Annotated in this window: 20 protein-coding genes; 16 read left to right on the forward strand and 4 right to left on the reverse strand. The window is 58.6% G+C overall.

Annotated elements, in window-relative coordinates:
- Window positions 1-19: 19 nt before the first annotated feature.
- Both QQG91_RS10970 and rsmI read right to left on the reverse strand, forming a co-directional pair.
- Complete coding sequence (locus tag QQG91_RS10970) at window positions 20-373, reverse strand: YraN family protein (protein WP_285770270.1); 354 nt, start codon at window positions 371-373, stop codon at window positions 20-22.
- Window positions 370-1,230, reverse strand: coding sequence for a 16S rRNA (cytidine(1402)-2'-O)-methyltransferase (gene rsmI / locus QQG91_RS10975; protein ID WP_285770271.1), 861 nt, complete (start codon window positions 1,228-1,230; stop codon window positions 370-372). The genes QQG91_RS10970 and rsmI overlap by 4 nt, the downstream gene beginning before the upstream one ends.
- Window positions 1,231-1,334: 104 nt before the next feature.
- Between rsmI and QQG91_RS10980 the strand changes: the two genes are divergently transcribed.
- The 3 genes from QQG91_RS10980 to murJ all read left to right on the forward strand — a co-directional run bounded on the left by QQG91_RS10980 (window position 1,335) and on the right by murJ (window position 6,933).
- Complete coding sequence (locus QQG91_RS10980; RefSeq protein WP_285770272.1) at window positions 1,335-2,507, forward strand: penicillin-binding protein activator; 1,173 nt, start codon at window positions 1,335-1,337, stop codon at window positions 2,505-2,507.
- A complete protein-coding gene (locus tag QQG91_RS10985; protein WP_502881600.1) occupies window positions 2,488-5,286 on the forward strand; it encodes a [protein-PII] uridylyltransferase in 2,799 nt (932 codons plus the stop codon). The genes QQG91_RS10980 and QQG91_RS10985 overlap by 20 nt, the downstream gene beginning before the upstream one ends.
- A gap of 99 nt (window positions 5,287-5,385) precedes the next feature.
- Window positions 5,386-6,933, forward strand: a complete 1,548-nt coding sequence (gene murJ / locus QQG91_RS10990) for a murein biosynthesis integral membrane protein MurJ (protein ID WP_285770273.1) — start codon at window positions 5,386-5,388, stop codon at window positions 6,931-6,933.
- Here murJ and QQG91_RS10995 read toward each other — a convergent pair.
- Window positions 6,924-7,646 carry a rhomboid family intramembrane serine protease gene (locus tag QQG91_RS10995; RefSeq protein ID WP_285770274.1) on the reverse strand — a complete coding sequence of 241 codons (723 nt, stop codon included), beginning with the start codon at window positions 7,644-7,646 and terminating at the stop codon, window positions 6,924-6,926. The genes murJ and QQG91_RS10995 overlap by 10 nt on opposite strands.
- An 89-nt stretch (window positions 7,647-7,735) precedes the next feature.
- Between QQG91_RS10995 and trpS the strand changes: the two genes are divergently transcribed.
- The 13 genes from trpS (at window position 7,736) to QQG91_RS11060 (ending at window position 19,045) form a co-directional block, all read left to right on the forward strand.
- On the forward strand, window positions 7,736-8,758 hold the full coding sequence (trpS, locus tag QQG91_RS11000) for a tryptophan--tRNA ligase (RefSeq protein ID WP_285770275.1): 1,023 nt from the start codon (window positions 7,736-7,738) through the stop codon (window positions 8,756-8,758).
- A 248-nt stretch (window positions 8,759-9,006) separates the two neighbouring features.
- Entirely contained in the window at window positions 9,007-9,462 is a 456-nt protein-coding gene (locus QQG91_RS11005; RefSeq protein ID WP_285770276.1) for a universal stress protein, read from the forward strand.
- Window positions 9,463-9,628: 166 nt separating this feature from the next.
- The gene (locus QQG91_RS11010) at window positions 9,629-9,973 is read left to right on the forward strand and encodes a hypothetical protein (RefSeq protein WP_285770277.1); all 345 of its coding nucleotides are present in this window, start codon (window positions 9,629-9,631) and stop codon (window positions 9,971-9,973) included.
- Between the two features lie 142 nt (window positions 9,974-10,115).
- Window positions 10,116-10,676, forward strand: a complete 561-nt coding sequence (locus QQG91_RS11015; RefSeq protein ID WP_285770278.1) for a NifU family protein — start codon at window positions 10,116-10,118, stop codon at window positions 10,674-10,676.
- 8 nt (window positions 10,677-10,684) lie between these two features.
- The gene (tsaB, locus tag QQG91_RS11020; RefSeq protein ID WP_285770279.1) at window positions 10,685-11,281 is read left to right on the forward strand and encodes a tRNA (adenosine(37)-N6)-threonylcarbamoyltransferase complex dimerization subunit type 1 TsaB; all 597 of its coding nucleotides are present in this window, start codon (window positions 10,685-10,687) and stop codon (window positions 11,279-11,281) included.
- Window positions 11,278-11,700, forward strand: coding sequence for a ribosomal protein S18-alanine N-acetyltransferase (rimI, locus tag QQG91_RS11025; RefSeq protein WP_285770280.1), 423 nt, complete (start codon window positions 11,278-11,280; stop codon window positions 11,698-11,700). The genes tsaB and rimI overlap by 4 nt, the downstream gene beginning before the upstream one ends.
- A 151-nt stretch (window positions 11,701-11,851) precedes the next feature.
- Complete coding sequence (locus tag QQG91_RS11030; protein ID WP_285770281.1) at window positions 11,852-12,847, forward strand: BMP family lipoprotein; 996 nt, start codon at window positions 11,852-11,854, stop codon at window positions 12,845-12,847.
- 81 nt (window positions 12,848-12,928) lie between these two features.
- Window positions 12,929-14,467: an ABC transporter ATP-binding protein gene (locus tag QQG91_RS11035; RefSeq protein ID WP_285770282.1), complete on the forward strand. Its 1,539-nt coding sequence runs from the start codon at window positions 12,929-12,931 to the stop codon at window positions 14,465-14,467.
- Entirely contained in the window at window positions 14,467-15,570 is a 1,104-nt protein-coding gene (locus tag QQG91_RS11040) for an ABC transporter permease (RefSeq protein WP_285770283.1), read from the forward strand. Before QQG91_RS11035 ends, QQG91_RS11040 begins: the two co-directional genes overlap by 1 nt.
- Entirely contained in the window at window positions 15,570-16,523 is a 954-nt protein-coding gene (locus QQG91_RS11045) for an ABC transporter permease (protein ID WP_285770284.1), read from the forward strand. Before QQG91_RS11040 ends, QQG91_RS11045 begins: the two co-directional genes overlap by 1 nt.
- The gene (locus QQG91_RS11050; protein WP_285770285.1) at window positions 16,507-17,310 is read left to right on the forward strand and encodes a purine-nucleoside phosphorylase; all 804 of its coding nucleotides are present in this window, start codon (window positions 16,507-16,509) and stop codon (window positions 17,308-17,310) included. The genes QQG91_RS11045 and QQG91_RS11050 overlap by 17 nt, the downstream gene beginning before the upstream one ends.
- A 71-nt stretch (window positions 17,311-17,381) precedes the next feature.
- Window positions 17,382-18,290: a sulfite exporter TauE/SafE family protein gene (locus QQG91_RS11055; RefSeq protein ID WP_285770286.1), complete on the forward strand. Its 909-nt coding sequence runs from the start codon at window positions 17,382-17,384 to the stop codon at window positions 18,288-18,290.
- A complete protein-coding gene (locus QQG91_RS11060) occupies window positions 18,290-19,045 on the forward strand; it encodes a TIGR02186 family protein (protein WP_285770287.1) in 756 nt (251 codons plus the stop codon). The genes QQG91_RS11055 and QQG91_RS11060 overlap by 1 nt, the downstream gene beginning before the upstream one ends.
- Here QQG91_RS11060 and QQG91_RS11065 read toward each other — a convergent pair.
- On the reverse strand, window positions 19,042-20,571 hold the full coding sequence (locus QQG91_RS11065; protein WP_285770288.1) for an ATP-dependent DNA helicase: 1,530 nt from the start codon (window positions 20,569-20,571) through the stop codon (window positions 19,042-19,044). The genes QQG91_RS11060 and QQG91_RS11065 overlap by 4 nt on opposite strands.

Genomic DNA, 20,571 nt, shown 5'->3' on the forward strand with positions numbered 1-20,571 from the left:
GAGGACTGGCAATGGCGGCTCAGGCGAAAGCCACGTTTTCAATGATCTTGATCGCCCCGATCCCGTCGACCAAAGCAACATCAAACCGCGACGGAGTAAGCTGGCCTTTGGCTTGGGTGCCCAAGAACTCGGCTGCGGTCTGCTGGATGCGAAGCAGTTGCCGCGCCCCGAGCATGGCGACCGCGCGATCGTGGCTTTTGCTTTTCTTGACCTCGACGAAAACAACCTGATCGGCATTGCCCAGAATGAGGTCGATTTCACCGCCGCGTCCACGCCATCGCCGCGCCAGAACAGTGAACCCGCGCCTTTCGTACTCCCGCTCGACCGACGCCTCGGCCGCATAGCCCGCGTGGTAGGCAAGGCTCCCGTTCAAGTGTCTTTTTCCATCGCCAACGCGATTTGATAGACCTGTCTCCGTTGGAGCCCAAGGGCACCGGCGACCGCTGTTGCGGCATCCTTGACCCGCATGGTTTTCATCGCTTCACGCAAAGCGGCCTCCACATCGTTTTCTTCCACGGTGACTGCGCCACCGCGACCCACGATAACCACAAACTCGCCACGCGCCGTCTGATCGGCAAAGGTTTCGCGCACCTGCGCAATTGTTCCACGACGCACATCCTCGAACTTTTTGGTCAGCTCGCGGCAAACCGCGATTTCCCGCTCGGGCCCCAATATCTCGCACAGACTGTCTAACATTTCGTGAATGCGCTTGGGCGATTCGTAAAAGACCATCGTAAAGGGAAGATCACGCAGACTTGCGATTTCGGTATCGCGCTGGGTTTTCCCTGACGGCAAAAACCCTACAAACAAGAAGCGATCGGTCGGAAGTCCCGCAACAGCCAGCGCCGCCAAAAGCGCCGAGGCACCGGGCGCGGCCCGAACATCCAGTCCCGCCGCAATCACCGCGCGGCCGAGTTCATAGCCGGGATCGGCAACCAATGGCGTACCTGCCTCGGAAACATAAGCGACGGATTTCCCCGCCGCGATCTGATCCACAAGTCGCTTGGCGATGTTGTCGCCTGAATGGTCATGATAAGCGACGACCTGTCGTTGGCCCAAGGCAACGCCATGAATCTCCATAAGTTTTCGCGCAGTGCGTGTATCCTCGGCCGCGATAAGGTCAGCATTGGCAAGGATGTCGAGACCCCGAAGCGTGATATCCCGCGCAGTCCCGATGGGCGTTGCAACAAAGTAAAGTCCGGCCGAGAGTGGCTTGCTTTCCAATTTCATACCTAGACCCCTGCTTTAACGTCTTTATGATAAGACCAATTCTGCCCTAGGGCGAAAGAATCCAACCGCGGCGCGATTTACGCGTCGAGAGGAGTGAAGAATTTATGTTTGCCATTTTGTCCACCCCGCGCAAGGCGATAACCGCGCTTTTGGTTTTGTTCTCGGCTGTTTGGCTTTCCGCCTGTCAGCCGACCTCTGCCCCCACGGCGACCTCTTTCCAAAGCGGCGGGAAAGTTCAGGTTGCACTCCTCGTGCCTTCGGGGTCCGAAAATTCGAGCGACGCCTTCCTTGCGCAGAACCTCGAGAACTCGGCACGTATGGCGATTGCCGACCTCAAAGGCGTGGACATCGATCTTCGGATTTACGCCACCGCAGGCAATCCTCAGGTCGCAGCCTCTGTCGCGACCCAAGCCGTCAACGAAGGCGCACAGATCATCCTTGGCCCGCTTTATGCCGAGGCCGCCAATGCCGCAGGGATAGCGGTCGCACGGTCAGGCGTGAACGTTCTGGCTTTCTCGAACAACACGACGATCGCGGGCGGAAACGTCTTTGTGCTCGGGGCAACGTTCCAGAACACGGCGAAACGGCTCGTCTCTTACGGCACGCGTCAGGGCATCAACTCCTATGCAGTCATCTACGGAAATGACCTCCAAGGGGCTGTCGGCCGTGATGCCATCGCCAATGAAGTCCGCAATGCCGGCGCAACACTGGCGGCCACCGAGACCTATGTGATGTCGCAGTCGGGCATCATCAGTGCAGGCTCCCAGATCGCGCGCACGATCCGCTCTTCGGGAGCTCAGGCAGTGTTCTTGACCGGCGGCGTCAATGCCGATCTTCCGATCATTGCCACCGCCCTTCCCGAACAGGGCATCAGCCCCGAAACGGTCAAATTCATCGGTCTGACCCGTTGGGACGTCGCGCCTCAGGCCATGGCACTCCCCGGTCTTCAGGGCGGGCTTTTCGCGATGCCCGATACGGCAGTTAACGCACAGTTCGAAGCCCGCTATGCCGCAACCTATGGCGAGGCACCCCACCCTCTCGCCGGTCTGGCCTATGACGGGATCGCAGCAGTCGGCGCCCTTGCGGCTCTCGGCAACGGAAGCCCCGTATCTCGCGCGGCTTTGACGCAGGCCCAAGGCTTTGAAGGCACCCAAGGCATTTTCCGTCTCAACGCGGACGGAACCAACGAACGCGGTCTTGCCGTCGCAACCATCCAGAACAATCAGGTAGTTATCCTTGAACCAGCCCCAAGAAGCTTTGCTGGCGCCGGTTTCTGATCCGGCCGCTTTTCGCAAAGAAATCCTAGAAACGCCGGACAGTCTTATCTGTCCGGCGTCTGAAATTTTCGACACAGCCGCCGTGCGTGCCGCTCTCGATGCGGCGCTCTCGGAGGCCAAGGATGCGATGGAAATCCGCAAGGCGACCGTCGCCATCCTCAACGAGGCCCAGAAAAACGGTCGTGCGGCAATCGCCGATGCTTTTGCAAAGCGGCCTTTCGATGCACGTCCCGCCACGCGGGCCTATACCCATTTGACCGACGCGCTGGTGCATACGGTTCTTCATGTCGCGCAAACAAGGCTTCATCCCCTCTCCAATCCGACCGAAGGCGAAAAACTCGCGGTCGTGGCGGTCGGCGGCTATGGTCGTGGCGAAATGGCTCCGTTTTCGGACGTCGATCTGCTGTTCCTGACGCCCTACAAAATCACGCCATGGGCCGAGAGCCTGATCGAGTCGATGCTCTACATCCTTTGGGATTTGAAGCTCAAAGTCGGTCACGCAAGCCGCACGATCAAAGACTGCATCAGGCTTGCCAAAGAAGACTACACCATCCGCACGAGCCTTGTGGAGTATCGTTATCTCGATGGTGATCGCGAACTGGCCGATGCACTGCGAGATCGGCTGTGGAAAGAACTTTTCAGCTCGACCGCGTCGGATTTCGTCGAGGCCAAACTAGAAGAACGCGCAGAGCGTCACCGCAAACAGGGCGGCCAGCGTTACGTTGTGGAACCCAACGTCAAAGAGGGCAAAGGCGGTTTGCGCGATCTCCAATCGCTCTTCTGGATTGCGAAATACGTCAACGGCGTTCAGGAAACGTCCGAACTGGTCAAGCTCGGCGTGTTTTCGAATGACGAATACAACACCTTTGTTCTGGCCGAGGATTTTCTTTGGGCGGTGCGCTGTCACATGCACCTTGCCACGGCCCGCGCGATGGACCAGCTCACCTTTGATCTTCAGGTCGAGGTCGCCAAACGGATGGGCTATTCGGATCGCAAGGGCAGACGCGGTGTCGAAGTGTTCATGCAGGAATACTTCCGCCACGCGACCCGCGTCGGTGAGCTGACCCGCATCTTTCTGACCAAACTCGAAGCCCAGCACACCAAGCCCGAGCCGATGCTCCAACGGCTTTTCGCACGGCGCAAAAAGGCCAAGCCGCCGTATGCGATCAAGCAAAACCGACTGACCATTGCCGACGAGCAAGGATTCTTCGCCGACAAGGTGAACATGCTGCGGATCTTTGAAGAAGCGCTTCGGACGGGGACGTTGATCCACCCTGACGCGATGCGTCTTCTGGCCGCCAACCTGCATTTGATCGACGACGAAGTGCGGGCGGACAAATCGGCGATCCGTATTTTCCTCGACCTGATGCTCAAACACGGAAACCCCGAGCGTGCGCTTCGGCGCATGAACGAATTGGGAGTGCTCGGGGCCTTTGTGCCCGAATTCGCGAATATCGTCGCGATGATGCAGTTCAATATGTATCACCACTACACGGTGGACGAGCATACGATCCAATGCATCAGCAACCTTGCGGATATCGAGCGCGAGGAACTGATCGAAGAGCTTCCCATTGCGTCGTCGATCCTCAAGGCGGGCGTGAACCGCAAAGTGCTCTATGTGGCGCTTTTGATCCACGACATCGGCAAGGGGCGCGACGAGGACCATTCGGTGATCGGAGCACAGTTCGCACGCAAGATCGCGCCGCGACTGGGTCTGAACAAAAAAGAGAGCGAAACGGTCGAATGGCTGGTGCGGTATCATCTCTTGATGTCCGATATGGCGCAAAAACGCGATATCGCCGATCCGCGAACGGTGCGCGCCTTTGCCAATGCCGTCAAAACCGTTGAACGGCTCGACCTTCTCACCGTTCTCACCGTTTGCGATATTCGCGGCGTGGGACCGGGCACATGGAACAACTGGAAGGCCATGCTTTTGCGGAGCCTTTACAAATCCACGCGTGCCGCGCTTGAAACAGGTCTCGAGGATCTCAATCGCGAAAGCCGCGAGGCGGAGGCCAAAAAGAGCCTGCGAGAGGCGCTTGCAAAATGGGATGCAAAGGATCTGCGCCACGAAACATCGCGGCACTATGGCCCCTATTGGCAGGGCCTGCCTGCTGATGCGCATGTCATCTTTGCGAACCTGCTTCTCGGGATCAGCGACAGCGAAATCCGCATCGACCTCAAACCCGACGAGGATCGTGATGCGACACGCGCCTGCTTTGCGATGGCCGACCACCCCGGTCTTTTCAGTCGCATGACGGGCGCGCTTGCGCTTGTCGGGGCCAACGTTGTGGACGCACGCACCTATACGTCCAAGGACGGCTATGCGACCGCGATTTTCTGGATTCAGGATGCGGACGGCCACCCCTATGAGGCCGCGCGCCTTCCGCGTCTGTCCCAGATGATCGAGCGCACACTCAAGGGCGAAGTCATCGCCCGCGAAGCACTCAAGGACCGCGACAAGATCAAGAAGCGCGAACAGGCTTTCCGTGTGGCGACCTCGATCACCTTCGACAACGAAGGCTCCGAGATTTATACCATCATCGAAGTGGACACGCGCGACCGCCCCGGTCTTTTGTTCGACCTCACGCGGACCCTGGCGGCCAACAACGTCTATATCGCATCGGCAATGATCGCGACATATGGCGAGCAGGTGGTGGACACCTTTTATGTCAAAGACATGTTCGGCCTCAAATTCCATGCCGAAAGCCGCCGAACCGCGCTCGAGAAAAAACTGCGAGAAGCGATCGAACAGGGCGCGGCACGTGCACGCGCATGAACGTCGCCCGTGGCGGTTCAGACCACCACGGGCAAATAAGCGTGGCGGCGGCAAAGCCTCCGCGATAAAAGGTCTCGAAATTTCAGCATAGGCAGAGCCGTGAAACCCGCCCGTCTTGTCAACGGTTTTATGACCGTAGGTCTTTGGACCCTCGTTTCCCGCGTTATGGGTTTTGCCCGTGATATGATGATCGCCGCCTATCTCGGGACCGGCCCCATCGCCGAAGCGTTCCTGATCGCGTTCAGCCTTCCCAACATGTTCCGCCGTTTTTTTGCCGAAGGCGCGTTCAACATGGCCTTTGTGCCGATGTTCTCGAAACGGCTCGAATCCGGCGATGACCCGAACGGGTTTGCGCGTGACGCATTTACGGGGCTGGCCACGGTTCTGATCGGGTTCACCGTCGTCGCGATGCTTTTCATGCCCGCTCTGGTGCTCCTGATGGCGAGCGGCTTTGCTGGGGACGAACGCTTCGAGCTCTCGGTCCTCTTCGGACGCATCGCGTTCCCCTATATCCTCTTCATCTCGCTTGCTGCGCTTTTGTCGGGTGTTCTCAATTCCGCAGGGCGCTTTGTCGCGGCAGCGGCGGCTCCGGTGCTACTCAACCTTTTCTTCATCAGCGCACTTGTGATCGGCGATCTCTTGGGATGGGATACCGGACTTACCCTCGCTTGGACGGTTCCGATTGCGGGCTTCGGGCAATTTGCCTTGGTCTGGATGGCAGCGAAACGTGCAGGGTTCACCATCGTCCCCAAGCGCCCGAGACTGACGCCCGATCTCAAGCGGCTTGCCATCATCGCAGCCCCCGCAGCGCTCGCCGGAGGCGTGGTGCAGATCAATCTTCTGGTCGGCCGTCAGGTTTCAAGCTTTTTCGACGGGGCGGTGGCGTGGCTGTCCTATGCCGACCGACTCTATCAACTTCCTTTGGGGGTTGTCGGCATTGCCGTCGGTGTCGTGCTTTTGCCCGAACTTTCCCGAAGATTGCGCGCAGGCGATACCGTTGGGGGGCGCGACGCCTTTAACCGTGCAACCGAATTCAGTCTGATGCTCACCGTGCCTGCCGCTGCGGCCCTCGTGGCGATCCCCGTCCCGCTTGTCGAAACGCTGTTCGAGCGCGGGGCCTTCACGGACAAGGATACGCTCAACACCGCACTGGCTGTCGCGGTCTATGGACTTGGGCTTCCGGCATTCGTGCTCCAAAAATCGCTCCAGCCGCTGTTCTTTGCCCGCGAAGATACCAAGCGCCCGTTTTACGCGGCCCTGTTCTCGATGGTGGTCAATGCGGGTCTTGCCATCGGGCTGAGTGCCCAGATCGGCTTTATCGCCGCCGCCGTCGGCACCACGCTATCGGGCTGGGCGACGGTCGTCGTGCTTTGGGTCTGGAGCCGTGGTTATGGCGACGCCGCAACCTTCGACACACGCCTGAAGAAGCGCGCATGGCGCATCCTTCTAAGCTCGGTCTTTATGGGAATGATCCTCTGGATCTGTTCCGACATCCTTCACATGTTCTTCGAGATGATGGGGCTCAAAGAACTCGCGCTTTTGCTTTTGATCTTCCTCGGGTTCCTGAGCTACTTCGGCATCGGCCAAACCATCGGCGCGTTCCAGCTGAGCGAGATCAAAGGCTTTGTCCGTCGCCGTCAGCGCTGACGCAAGCGGGCCACGAAGGTGGCCCAGCCCCCCGGCCCGAGGATCGGGGAAAGCACCAAGCCCGTCACAAAACCCGAAAGGCTTGCGATCCCGAAATAGATCATGATAGCCGAAGGGTCGGCCTCAAAGAACCCGAAGGCCGTGAGAAGCTTGAGGATCAACCCCCAAACGATCTGGATCAACACAACAAAGGTGATGAGGCCAAAAGCCTTCCACTTGTTGTTTCCCGAATGCTCGAGCTCGAGCCAGCGCAAATAGCTATAGGCACCGATAAGGCCATAAACCGCGGGGAACGATCCAAAGAGCGGCATGTTTTGTGGGGTCACGATCCCGAAGACGAGCCCCCCGACAATACCGGCGGCAACAAAGGTCATCAGAATGGAGAGCGGCTTCCAGCTCTCGCCGATGAACTTGCCAAGGGCCAAGAGCATCGCGCTCGCAAAGATCACGGGCACCCATCCTGCATTGATGAAGGAATAGCCGATGAGGCGGCGCGTCATGTAATAGGAGAGATCCCCAAGGCCGAAAATGCGATCGATCACAGCCGGCGAAACCGCGAATTGGTCGATCCAGTCGAGTCGCCAACCGACGGCGGTTGGACCACCGATAATGCCTGCGTTGCCCAGAGTGATGGCGATCTCGACCCCGACAATGATGAAAACCAGAACCAGAACGGGCACGGGAACCGAGTTAAACGGGCTTTCTTGCTGCACTTTGACCTCCGTCGACCGCCAATCTGTTGACGGTCCTTCCTCCCCTCGGTAAGCCGTTCTGACCTTAATATCCAGCCCCGGAGCGTTCCATGACCGAGACCAAATTCACACCACGCGTGTTTTCGGGTATCAAACCGTCCGGCGGCCTGACCCTCGGCAACTATCTCGGCGCGATCAAGCGCTTTGTCGACATGCAGGGCGGGCAGTTCGAGACGATCTATTGTGTGGTTGATCTCCACGCGATTACCGTCTGGCAGGACCCCAAGGAACTCGCCGATGCGACCCGCGAAGTGGCAGCAGGTTATCTTGCCTCGGGGATTGATCCTGAAAAATCCATCCTCTTCAATCAGGCACAGGTTTCGGGCCATGCCGAGCTTGGCTGGATTTTCAATTGCGTCGCGCGTGTGGGCTGGATGAACCGCATGACCCAGTTCAAGGACAAAGCAGGGTCAGGCAAAGACGCCGAGGCTGCCTCGCTCGGGCTTTACGCTTACCCGTCCCTGATGGCGGCCGACATTCTGCTTTATCACGCCACCCACGTTCCTGTCGGCGAGGACCAGAAGCAGCATGTCGAGCTGACCCGCGACATCGCGAAAAAGTTCAACCATGACTTCAAGGTGGACTTCTTCCCCGAAACGATCCCCGTGATCGAGGGCCCTGCGATGCGGGTCATGAACCTTCGCGACGGCACCAAAAAGATGTCCAAATCGGGCGAGTCCGATATGGAACGCATCAATATGACCGACGATGCGGACACGATCTCGAAAAAGTTCAAAAAAGCTAAGACCGACCCAGAGCCGCTTCCCGAAACGCTCGACGGTCTTGCCGAACGTCCCGAAGCCCGCAACCTCGTCAACATTTATGCCGCGTTGAACGATATGACCAACGAACAGGTTATTGCCGAATATGCAGGCGCGGGTTGGGGCAAGTTCAAACCTGCGCTTGCCGATCTTGCCGTCGAAAAGCTCGCTCCGATTTCGGGCGAAATGGCGCGTATGATGCAGGACCGCGCCGAGATCGACCGCATCCTCTCGCGAGGGGCCGACCGCGCACGCGAGATCGCCGAGCCGATCCTCAAGCAGACCTACGAAATCGTCGGTCTATTGCGCTGAACCTGTCTGGCGGGGCCTCGCGCCCCGCTTTCACCTCAGGCCCGATCGAACCGCGCACGAAATCCGTCACAATTCTGAATCCGACTCGGCTCAGGCTGGGCTTGCATGCCACTTGTGCTGTGCATCCCTGACGATCCGGCTTGTCCCTGCCGGTCACCTTTGCGCGTTCGGCCTCCCCTGCCGGACGCGCATCTTTGTTGCGCCGTTTGCTTGGATCAGCCAATATCGCTCCGAGCAAGGAGACCAGAATGCGCAAATTCCTCGTCGTATTGGATGATAGCCGTGAATGTTTGAACGCGATGCGGTTCGCCGCAATGCGGGCCAAGAACACCGGCGCTGGTGTTGCGATCCTTTCTGTGATCCCGCCCGATGAGTTCAATCACTGGATCGGTGTCGGTGAACTGATGCGCGAAGAGGCCCGAGAGCGTATCCATGCGCATTTCGAAGTCTTTGCAAAATGGATGCGTGACCGCCAGAACATCTCGCCCGAGCTGATCATCCGCGAAGGCGAGGCCGTCCAACAGATCCTCGACGTGATCACGGAGAACCCTGAAATCGGTGTTTTGGTTCTGGGGGCGGGCAATGACAAAAAGGGCCCCGGCCCCTTGGTCAGCCAGCTTTCCCGCCAATCAGGAAGCCTCCCCGTGCCAATCACCATCGTTCCGGGCGATCTGTCCAAAGATCAGCTCGAAGCCATTACCTAAGAGCGGATGGCAACGACACAGCGCAAGGCTTCCGTCGTTCACTTTTCCATGCCGCGCACAAAATAACGTTACCAATCAAAGCGTTATTTTCGCGACGGGAGCGATTTCGATCTTCGTATCAAACGGGCGAACACACTCGCTGATACAAAATCGAAAGGCTAGAACGATGAAATTCAAAGCTCTCCTCCCCGTTGTCGCGGTCATTGCATCCTTGGGCGCGGCTACGGCATCCACCGCAGCAGGCTACAACTACTTCGGCTCGCTCGAGACAAATCTTTCGAGCGGAAACACGGTAGAGGTCGGATTGGTCCGCGCCGAGGCTCAAGGCGTCGTCGAAATCTATGACTATCACTACGGCGAACGGGACGCCCTTCTCGGAACAAAAACCGTCCAAAGTGGCGCAAACGGAGACGTTGCCGTCGACATCGACGCCGAGCATTCGGGCACGGTTCTCGCTGTTCTCAAGGTCGGAGGCCAAGAGGTCGCACAGCAGGTCTTTACCTTTGACTAAGGTTAACGGCGAACGCGGGGTTCCGACATGGACCCCGCGCAAGCGCATTGCGTGCGCGGTCTTCTCACTTTAGAATGGTTCCAACATTGACATAGGGGTCAGGTCGCACCATATAGAGCCTGACAAAAAAGGTTGGCTAATCATGTTTATCCAGACAGAATCCACGCCGAACCCGGCGACGCTCAAATTCCTTCCGGGTCAAACTGTACTCGAAGCCGGCACTGCCGACTTCCCCTCGTCCGAGGCCGCCAAAGCTTCACCGCTTGCAACCCGTCTTTTCGCGATCACGGGCGTGTCGGGTGTCTTTTTCGGCAATGACTTTGTGACCGTCACCAAGTCCGAAAGCACCGAATGGGACCATATCAAGCCCGCGATCCTTGGGGCGATCATGGAACACTTCCAGTCGGGCGCTGCGATCATGGACGGTCCGCAAGCATCGGCTCATGGTGACAACCACGCCACCGAAGACACCGAGATCGTCAACCAGATCAAAGAGCTTCTCGACACGCGCGTGCGCCCTGCCGTTGCGCAGGACGGTGGCGACATCACGTTCCACGGCTTCGAACGCGGTATCGTTTATCTCCACATGCAAGGCGCCTGTGCGGGCTGCCCTTCGTCGACGCTCACCCTCAAAATGGGGATCGAGAACCTTTTGCGGCACTACATCCCCGAAGTGCTCGAAGTGCGTCCGGTCGCGGCCTAACCCGCCTTATGACAGTTCAGCCGACACTTTTGGCTTTCGATACATCGGCGGCGTATTGCGCCGCCGCTCTTCTTTTGCACGGCCAAATCATCACCCGCGTCGATGAGATGAAAAAAGGGCAGGCCGAGCACCTCATGCCCATGCTGAACGAGATGCTGAGCGAGGCGGGCCTTGGATGGCAAGATCTCGACGGGATCGGTGTCGGTCTCGGGCCCGGAAATTTCACTGGTATCCGTATCTCGGTTGCGGCCGCGCGAGGGATTGCGCTCGCCCTCGGGAAACCCGCGATCGGTGTGAACGGCTTCGAGGCTCGGGCGCATGGCTACGCTCGTCCGATTGTGGCGACCATCCCCGCTCCCCGCGAAAACCACTATGTCCAAACCTTTGCGGACAGCGGACCGGATGAACCCCGTCTCGAACCGCTTTCGGACTTTGCGCCGACCTGTCCGGTCGCACCCGAAGCCGATGCACAGACCCTTATCCGCAACGTCGCTTTGATCGCGGCAAGCCGTTTGGGCACGCCGCAACCGCGCCCTGCCCCGCTTTATGTGCGCGCAGCAGACGCCGCCCCGCCGCGCGACCCCGCTCCGGTGATCCTCTCGTGACACCGCAGACCATGGCCGAAATCTATGCCGAGGCCTTCCCCACCAGCAGACCATGGACGGCGGAAGAGTTCGCGGACTTTGGGACCAATCGTTTGTGCTTTTTTACGATCCTCCCCGACTTCGGCTTTGCCCTCGGACAGGTAATTGAAGACGAGGTCGAACTTTTGACCATCGCGATCAGACCCGAAAACCAGGGTCAGGGCCTTGGCGGAAAACTGCTGGACCAATTCCACCAAGATGCTGTTTCGCGGGGTGCAAAGATGATCCTCCTCGAGGTGGCCGAAGACAATATATCGGCCAGAGCGCTCTATCAGAGGTCAGGATATAGCGAATCGGGACGCCGGAAAGGGTATTACAAACGCTCGGATTCAAGCGTAACGGACGCCGTTCTCATGCGGCGGTCGCTTTCCGAGGCATAATTTTTGATCATTCGGTCAAAGTGACGTTGCAAGACATCAGATTCATGTTGACCGTCTCAAGTGTCTGAATCCAAACTCCCAATAGACACGACAGATGTCTCTACCTGCGAGGACACTTGACCTCGCAGAGAAAACCACTTGGGAGAAACAAATGACCCTCACAACGAAATTCCTCAGCGCGACCGCGGCGCTTGCCCTTTCTGCAGGCGCAGCTTTCGCCGATCCCGCGATCATCTATGATCTTGGCGGCAAGTTCGACAAATCCTTCAACGAGAGCGCCTATAACGGTGCAGAGCGTTGGGCCAAGGAAACGGGCGGCACCTATGCCGAGGTCGAGATCCAGACCGACGCCCAGCGCGAGCAAGCGATCCGTCGCTTTGCCGAAGCAGGCAACAACCCGATCGTGATGGCTGGCTTCTCCTGGTCGACCCCGCTCTCCGAAGTCGCTGCCGACTATCCCGACACCAAGTTTGCTGTGATCGACGGTGTGGTCGAAGCAGAAAACGTGCGCTCGATCGTCTTCTCCGAGCAGGAAGGCTCCTACCTCGTCGGTATGATGGCGGCCATGGCCTCCGAGACCGGCACTGTGGGCTTTATCGGCGGCATGGACATCCCGCTGATCCGCCGTTTTGCCTGTGGCTACGCACAGGGCGCCAAGGCTGTAAATGCTGACGCGACCGTCATTGCGAACATGACCGGCACCACCCCTGCCGCTTGGAACGATCCGGTAAAAGGTTCGGAACTCACCCAAGCCCAGATCAGCCAGGGTGCTGACGTTGTTTACGCAGCAGCAGGCGGCACCGGTGTTGGCGTTCTCCAGACCGCAGCCGACTCGGGCATTCTCTCGATCGGCGTGGACAGCAACCAGAACTACCTCCACCCGGGTAAGGTCCTGACCTCGATGCTCAAGCGCGTTGACAACGCCGTTTTCGACAGCTTCAGCGCGGGCGAAGGTCTTGAAGCAGGCTTCAACGTCATGGGCGTTGCGAACGGTGGCGTTGGCTACTCGCTCGACGAATTCAACGCATCGCTCGTTTCGGACGAGATGAAGGCCGCCGTAGACGCCGCCGCTGCGGAAATCGCTTCGGGTGCGCTTTCGGTCCACGACTATATGTCGGACGAAACCTGCCCTGCGCTTGAGTTCTAATCCAAGCCTTTGAACTGACAGAGGCCGCGTCCATCCATGTGACGCGGCCTTTTTTCCAATTGAGAACACGGTGATTTTCCGATGTCAGACCAGATTCCTGCGATCGAGCTACGCGGCATTTCCAAGTCTTTCGGTCCTGTTCAAGCCAACAAAGACATCTCGATCCGCGTCATGCCCGGAACGATCCACGGGATCATCGGCGAGAACGGTGCGGGGAAATCCACCCTGATGTCGATCCTCTACGGCTTTTACAAAGCCGATGCGGGCGAAATTTACATCAACGGACAAAAGACCAACATCCCCGACAGTCAGGCCGCCATCGCGGCGGGTATCGGGATGGTGTTCCAGCATTTCAAGCTGGTCGAGAATTTTACCGTGCTCGAGAATATCATTCTCGGAGCCGAAGACGGGCCCCTTCTTCGTCCGTCTTTAAACAAAGCGCGCTCGGCGCTCAAATCACTTGCCGAAGAATACGAGCTTAATGTCGACCCGAATGCGGTGATCGAAGAAATCGGTGTCGGCATGCAGCAGCGTGTCGAAATCCTCAAGGCGCTCTATCGACAGGCCAATATCCTGATCCTTGACGAACCGACGGGGGTGTTGACCCCTGCCGAGGCGGACCACCTGTTCCGCATTCTCGAGAACCTGCGCCGCGAGGGCAAAACGATCATCCTGATCACCCACAAACTGCGCGAAATTATGGAAATTACCGACACGGTCTCGGTGATGCGTCGCGGGCAGATGACAGCGACCGTCAAAACCGCCGAGACCTCACCCACGGAACTTGCCGAGCTGATGGTCGGCCGCAAGGTGCTTCTCAAAGTCGAGAAAACACCCGCGAAGCCCGGAAAGACCATCCTTGAAGTCCGCAACCTCGCAGTCACCGATGACAAAGGGATCAAGCGCCTCAAGGGCATCGATCTTGATATCCGCGCGGGCGAGATCCTTGGGATCGCTGGCGTCGCAGGCAACGGGCAGTCCGAGCTTCTCGAAGTTCTGGGCGGGTATCGCCGCGCTACGGGGTCGGTCAAACTCAACGACCAACCGCTTGAGTTGAACATCGGACCCTCAGGCGGTCAGAAACGCCGTGCCATAGGGATCGCCCATGTGCCCGAGGATCGACAGCGCGAAGGGCTCATTATGGACTATGCCGCTTGGGAGAATATTGCATTCGGCTATCATAACGACCCGAGGTTCCAAAAGAATGCCCTTCTGATGGATCACGACACGATGAAGGCCGACACGGCAGCGAAAATGGCGGCTTACGACGTGCGCCCACCGGATCCCTATCTCGCCGCCAAGAGCTTCTCGGGCGGAAACCAGCAGAAAATCGTGGTGGCGCGGGAGATCGAACAGAACCCTGACTTGCTCCTGATCGGACAGCCGACACGGGGCGTCGACATCGGCGCGATCGAGTTCATCCACAAAGAAATCATCGCGCTCCGTGACAAGGGCAAAGCCATCCTTCTCGTTTCGGTGGAGCTTGATGAAATCATGTCGCTATCGGACCGTATCGCCGTGATGTTCGATGGCCGGATCATGGGCGAGCGTCTTGCATCCGAGACCAACGCTCAAGAGCTTGGTCTTTTGATGGCGGGTATGAACGGGGAGGCCGCATAATGGATCGTATGCCGAAATGGGCGGACATCGTCCTCATTCCCCTGATCTCGCTCTTGCTTGCCGCGTTTCTCTCTGCGCTTGTGATGCTCGCAATCGGTGAAGACCCGATCAAGGCACTCGGGATCATGATCCAAGGCTCCATCGGATCGTCTTATGCATGGGGCTATACGCTCTATTATGCGACCAATTTCATCTTTACAGGTCTTGCGGTCGCCGTGGCTTTTCACGCCCGAATGTTCAACATCGGCGGCGAGGGTCAGGCGGCCTTGGGCGGCGTGGGTGTCGCGCTTGTTTGTATATATATCCCGTGGCCGCATTGGTCCTTCGCACTCGTCGGGGCAACGGTGATCGCGGCCCTGTTCGGGGCCGCTTGGGCTGCAATCCCCGCCTTTCTTCAGGCAAAACGCGGAAGCCATATCGTGATCACGACGATCATGTTCAACTTTATCGCAGCTGCTTTGATCAACTATCTTCTGGTCAAAACGCTCAAGCCCGTCGGGGCGATGGAGCCTGCGACCGCGAAATTTCCCGCGCCGACACATCTTCCGAACCTGCATGATATCCTCGGCATTTTCGGCATTCCCTTCTCGCGCGGGGCGCCTGCGAATATCGCGCTTCTTCTCGCCTTGCTGGCCTGCTTCCTCGTTTGGGTTCTGATCTGGCGCACGCGCCTCGGGTATCAGCTTCGCGCCTTCGGCCATTCCGAAAGTGCAGCCCGCTACGCAGGGATCAGCCCGACCAAGATCATTATGGTTTCGATGCTGATTTCGGGCGCTCTGGCAGGCCTTATGGCGATCAACAACGTCATGGGAGAAGCCGAGCGTCTGGTTCTGAACGCTGTCGAAGGTGCAGGCTTTATCGGTATCGCCGTGGCCTTGATGGGTCGCAACCATCCCTTCGGGGTGCTTCTCGCCGCGCTTCTATTCGGTGTCCTTTATCAGGGCGGCGCCGAACTTGCGCTTGCGACCTCGATCCCGCGCGAGATGATCGTCGTGATCCAGGCTTTGGTGATCCTCTTTACGGGTGCGCTCGACAACATGGTCCGCATGCCTCTCGAAGTTCTCTTCTCGGCCATGCGCCGCAAACCCGAAGGAGCCAAGTAATGGATATCTTTGCGCTCTTTGATCTCGCCGTGCTCGACGGAACGGTGCGCCTTGCCACCCCGCTGCTTCTGGCTTGCCTTGCGGGGCTCTTTTCGGAACGTGCAGGCATTTTCGACATCGGTCTCGAAGGCAAAATGCTTGCAGCCGCGTTTTTGTCGGGCGCTGTTGCGGCCACCACGGGCAATGCTTGGATCGGCCTTCTGGCGGGCGTAGCGGCTTCGCTCGTCCTGTCGCTCATACACGGACTTGCGTCGATCACCTTCCGTGGCAACCAACTTATCTCGGGCGTTGCGATCAACTTTTTCGCAGCGGGTCTAACCGTCGTCGTCGCGCAAAGTTGGTTCCAACAGGGCGGACGCACGCCATCGCTCTCGGAAGGCGGACGGTTCAACCCGATCACATGGTTCGGGGCAGACGGAAACGGGTTCTATTCCGAGGTGATTTCGGGCCATTCCATCCTTGTTTACGGGGCGCTGCTTTGCGTTCCACTGACATGGTGGGTGCTTTACCGCACGCGCTATGGACTTCGACTTCGCGCGGTCGGGGAAAACCCCGCTTCCGTCGATACCGCAGGCGTGTCGGTCGTCGGGCTGCGCTACTCTGCCGTTATTATCTGCGGCGTCCTCTGCGGGATCGCGGGGGCCTATCTCGCCACAGCACTTCAGGCAGGATTTGTGAAAGATATGACCGCGGGTCGCGGCTATATCGCCCTTGCCGCGTTGATTTTCGCCAAGTGGCGTCCTTGGTATGCGCTTGGGGCGACAACGCTCTTCGGCTATCTTCAGGCGCTTTCGCTGCGTCCCGACATTCTTGAGCGCGCCATCGGCGTCAAAGTTCAGGTCCAGTTGCTCGACGCCCTGCCCTATATCCTCACTGTTGTCATTCTTGCCGGCTTTGTCGGCAAAGCAATCCCGCCGCGCGCGGGTGGAGAACCCTATGTCAAAGAGCGCTGATCTTGCCTCCATCATCCGTGACATCGCAGGGGATGAGCCTGTTCGTATCGGGCTGATCCTTGGCTCGGGCCTCGGTCATCTTGCGGGTGCCGTCGAAGGTGTCGCGATCCCTTATTCCGAACTTCCCGGTTTTCCGCATGCGGGCGTATCGGGTCACAACCCCAACCTCGTCATCGGCAACCTCGAGGGAGTGCGTGTCGCGGTCTTCGGCGGGCGCGCCCACTACTACGAAAGCGGCAATCCCGCGGCTATGCGTCTTCCTTTGGAAACGCTGTGCGAGCTTGGCGCGGATACGGTTATTGCCACCAACGCCGCAGGATCTTTGCGCGCCGACATGCCGACGGGCTCGATCATGTGCCTTACGGATCACATCAACTTTTCAGGGCTCAACCCGCTGATCGGCGAGCAGACCGACAAACGCTTTGTTCCGATGATGGATGCCTATGAACCCGAACTCCGCACCGCGCTGACCTCGGCGGCCAAAGGCGAAAAGATCGAAATGTTCGAGGGGATTTACGCGTGGTATTCGGGCCCCTCGTTCGAAACCCCCGCCGAAATCCGCGCCATCCGAACGCTGGGTGCCGACGCCGTCGGCATGTCCACCGTGCCCGAGGTAATCCTTGCAAGGTTCCTTGGTCTGCGCGCGGCCGCCATCTCGACCATCACGAATATGGCCGCAGGGATGAGCGACGAGAAGATCAGCCACGAGCACACAAAGGCGATGGCCCCGCTGGGTGCGGCCAAACTCGAAGTCGTTCTGAGAAGGTTCCTCCGCGATCTCAAGTAAATCAGGGGTTTGACACTCCAGTCAGAACGGTGTTTTTTGGGGTCTACGCGGCCCCATTGCCGGATTCCGGAATGCAAATTTATCTCCCCATCGCCGAAGTTTCGGTGAACATCTTCCTCATCCTCGGCCTCGGAGGCGTGGTCGGGATATTGTCGGGAATGTTCGGGGTCGGCGGCGGATTTCTGATCACGCCGCTTTTGTTTTTCGTCGGCATCCCACCCGCCGTTGCCGTTGCGACCTCGGCCAACCAGATTGTCGCTTCGTCCGTCTCGGGGCTGATCACCCAGATCAAAAGGCGCGGCGTCGATTTCGTGATGGGAAGCGTTCTGCTTGTCGGGGGATTGATCGGCTCGACCATCGGGGTCCAGATATTCAACCTGCTCAAAGAACTCGGGCAAGTCGATCTTCTGGTAAACCTGTGCTACGTCGTGTTCCTTGGCGTTATCGGCGGCATGATGTTCATCGAGAGCTTGAACGCTTTGCTTCGCTCCAAGAATTCTCCGCCAAAGCGGCGCAAGCACAACTGGGTCCACAACCTGCCCTTCAAGATGAAGTTCCGTATCTCGGGTCTGTATATTTCCGTCATTCCCCCTTTGATGGTCGGGCTGCTTGTCGGCCTTCTTGCGGCGATCATGGGCGTCGGCGGCGGGTTCATCATGGTGCCTGCGATGATCTATCTTTTGGGGATGCCGACCAAGGTCGTGATCGGCACTTCGCTGTTCCAGATCATTTTCGTCGCAGCCTATACAACCATGATGCATGCCATCACCAACCAGACGGTTGACCTCGTGCTTGCGCTCTTGCTCCTGATCGGCGGCGTGATCGGGGCACAATTCGGCACGCGCATCGGAATGAAACTCAAGGCAGAGCAGCTTCGTATCCTTTTGGCGGGCTTGGTTCTTCTTGTGGCGTTGAAGCTGGGTGTCGATCTCTTGCTCGAACCAAGCGAGCTTTATTCCATCGCGGGTATCGGCGAATGATGGCCCGCGTTCTCGCCTTTGTCTGGTGTGCGTTGGTCTCTGTGGCGGCCCATGCGGAACAAATCGTCATGGGCATGTCTCAGGACGAAGTGGCGATCACGGCGAGCTTTACCGGTTCGGAAATTCTGATCTTTGGCGCGGTAAGCCGCGACGCTCCCGCGCCTGAGAGCTCGGAACTCGAAGTGATCATCGCGGTCCAAGGCCCCAATGTCCCTGTCACGATCCGCAAGAAAGATCGGGTCGCAGGCATTTGGATCAACACGGAATCGGTCGATCTTGATATCGCGCCATCCTTTTACGCCGTCGCGACCTCGGGTCCGATCGCAGATGTTCTCCTTCCCCTCGAGGACCTCCGACATGCCGTCTCGGTCGGGCGCGTTGTGCGCAGCGCAGGGCAGAATGCCTTTAACACGGATGACTCGGTCGATGCCTTTGCGCGGATCCAAGCCAAGGATAATCTCTTGCAGATCCTCGAAGGTGCAGTGAGCATCGACGAGGACACGCTCTTTCGCGCGCGCATTTCGCTCCCTGCCAATATCACCCAAGGGGATTACAAAACGCGGATTTTCCTGACCCGCAACGGCATGGTCGTCGATCAGCTGGATACCGTCATCCCCGTTTACAAGGTCGGGATCGAGCGCTGGCTCTTTATGCTCGCGCAGGAACAAGCGGCGCTTTATGGCGCCCTGTCCTTGATCATCGCGGCATTGGCGGGCTGGGTGGCGGCGGCCGTTTTCGGGATGCTGCGCCGCTAGTCCTCGGTTTCGGAACGAAGCTCGAGCGGAACGCTCGCAACACGCAAGTCATCGACAGCCAGCGGGCCAGAAGGTCGCCCCAAGCGATTGCGCACAATCCAGCGCAGCTGGTTTTCCGCCCGCGTGATGGCAACATAGGCCAATCGCTTCCAAAGAGGCTGTCCCGCTTCAACCCGCCCCATTTGAGCGGCGGCATAGATGTCAGGCGCAAAGACCTGAACCGTATCCCATTGGGACCCTTGGGCCTTATGGATCGTCACCGCAGCCCCATGCAGGAACGTTGCCCCCATGCGTGCGGCAAAGGGAATGAACGGCTCTTCATCACCCTCGTGCTCGATTTTGACGATGCTGGCGGCCGACACTTGCGGGTCCTCTGCCCCGATCACGTGCAAACGTGAAAAGCCCGGTTTTCGGCCCGGCCCGAGATAAACGACCTGCGCCCCTTTGATCAGCCCCCGCGCCTCGAGATCGAGACGCTTTTTACGGTGCTTCACAGGCAATTCGATGCCGTCACAAATAAGGGGCTCTCCCTCGAGAAGCTCGTCTTCGGGGGCGCCATACGCATTGCGGAACGCGTGGATCAAGCGGATGCGGGTCGCGTTGCGCCAAACCAGAACAGGAGAGCGCGCCATAAGATCGGCCTCAACCCGTTGGGCCCAAACCACGCGCTCGTCGCGCTTTGACGCCTCTTCGACGAGCTTTTCAAAGCGATAGAAATCCACGGTCGGATCGGCCAAAGCATGGGCAAGATCGAGAATGGGGTTATCCGCGTCCTGACGGTGGACACGCTGGAGGACGAACCGACGGTTCGACGGCAGGCTTTCAAACACCATCCCACCTGTGCCCTGAACAGGCGGGAGCTGTGCAGGGTCCCCGAAGAGCACAAGAGTCGGGAAAATCTCCTGCAAATCTTCGAACTGCTTTGCGTCGAGCATCGAACTTTCGTCGATGAACCCGATATCGAGCGGTTCTTCGCGGCGCTTCCATCCGGTGATGAAATCCGAACCTCGAAGCCCCGCAGCCGCAAGCGCGGCAGGGATCGACGTGTTGATCTGATAGGACGCCCAAGCGCGATCAAGGGCGACATCGGTGATGCCTTCGATGACGGGACGCTCGCCCTCGCCCGCAAGCCATTCGGCAATGCGCTCGTATTCGGGATCGTAAACGGGCGTGTAAAGAATGCGGTGGATCGTTGTCGCGGGAACACCGCGATTGCGCAGCACACTCGCGGCTTTGTTCGTTGGTGCAAGGATCGCCAGAGTGCGGCGATCTTTGCGCTTTTTGCCTTCCCAGTCGCCCGAGACAACGTCGATCCCCGCCTCGACCAAGGCTTTGGTCAGCTCCGAAAGCAGCATCGTCTTGCCCGATCCGGCCTTGCCTATCACCGCGATCACACTCGATTTGTCGGGCATGGGGGGCATGAGGAGCGAGTCCTCGATATCCACACCCGCAGACCGCAAAAGTGCGGCCACGGCGTCCCAGGCTTCGGCCTGATCGGATGAGAATGTGAGAGCAGGTGCAGACAT

This window comes from Marivivens sp. LCG002 (assembly GCF_030264275.1).
Taxonomy (GTDB): Bacteria; Pseudomonadota; Alphaproteobacteria; order Rhodobacterales; family Rhodobacteraceae; genus Marivivens.

Bases quoted from the DNA above. Each gene is read 5' to 3' on its own strand.
- QQG91_RS11005 (WP_285770276.1), top strand. From the start codon at position 9,007: ATGCGCAAATTCCTCGTCGTATTGGATGATAGCCGTGAATGTTTGAAC.
- rsmI (WP_285770271.1), bottom strand. From the start codon at position 1,230: ATGAAATTGGAAAGCAAGCCACTCTCGGCCGGACTTTACTTTGTTGCA.
- QQG91_RS11035 (WP_285770282.1), top strand. From the start codon at position 12,929: ATGTCAGACCAGATTCCTGCGATCGAGCTACGCGGCATTTCCAAGTCT.
- QQG91_RS11015 (WP_285770278.1), top strand. From the start codon at position 10,116: ATGTTTATCCAGACAGAATCCACGCCGAACCCGGCGACGCTCAAATTC.
- QQG91_RS11055 (WP_285770286.1), top strand. From the start codon at position 17,382: ATGCAAATTTATCTCCCCATCGCCGAAGTTTCGGTGAACATCTTCCTC.
- tsaB (WP_285770279.1), top strand. From the start codon at position 10,685: ATGACAGTTCAGCCGACACTTTTGGCTTTCGATACATCGGCGGCGTAT.
- trpS (WP_285770275.1), top strand. From the start codon at position 7,736: ATGACCGAGACCAAATTCACACCACGCGTGTTTTCGGGTATCAAACCG.
- QQG91_RS11050 (WP_285770285.1), top strand. From the start codon at position 16,507: ATGTCAAAGAGCGCTGATCTTGCCTCCATCATCCGTGACATCGCAGGG.
- QQG91_RS11045 (WP_285770284.1), top strand. From the start codon at position 15,570: ATGGATATCTTTGCGCTCTTTGATCTCGCCGTGCTCGACGGAACGGTG.
- QQG91_RS11065 (WP_285770288.1), bottom strand. From the start codon at position 20,571: ATGTCTGCACCTGCTCTCACATTCTCATCCGATCAGGCCGAAGCCTGG.
- QQG91_RS11060 (WP_285770287.1), top strand. From the start codon at position 18,290: ATGGCCCGCGTTCTCGCCTTTGTCTGGTGTGCGTTGGTCTCTGTGGCG.
- QQG91_RS11030 (WP_285770281.1), top strand. From the start codon at position 11,852: ATGACCCTCACAACGAAATTCCTCAGCGCGACCGCGGCGCTTGCCCTT.
- QQG91_RS10980 (WP_285770272.1), top strand. From the start codon at position 1,335: ATGTTTGCCATTTTGTCCACCCCGCGCAAGGCGATAACCGCGCTTTTG.
- QQG91_RS11010 (WP_285770277.1), top strand. From the start codon at position 9,629: ATGAAATTCAAAGCTCTCCTCCCCGTTGTCGCGGTCATTGCATCCTTG.
- QQG91_RS11040 (WP_285770283.1), top strand. From the start codon at position 14,467: ATGGATCGTATGCCGAAATGGGCGGACATCGTCCTCATTCCCCTGATC.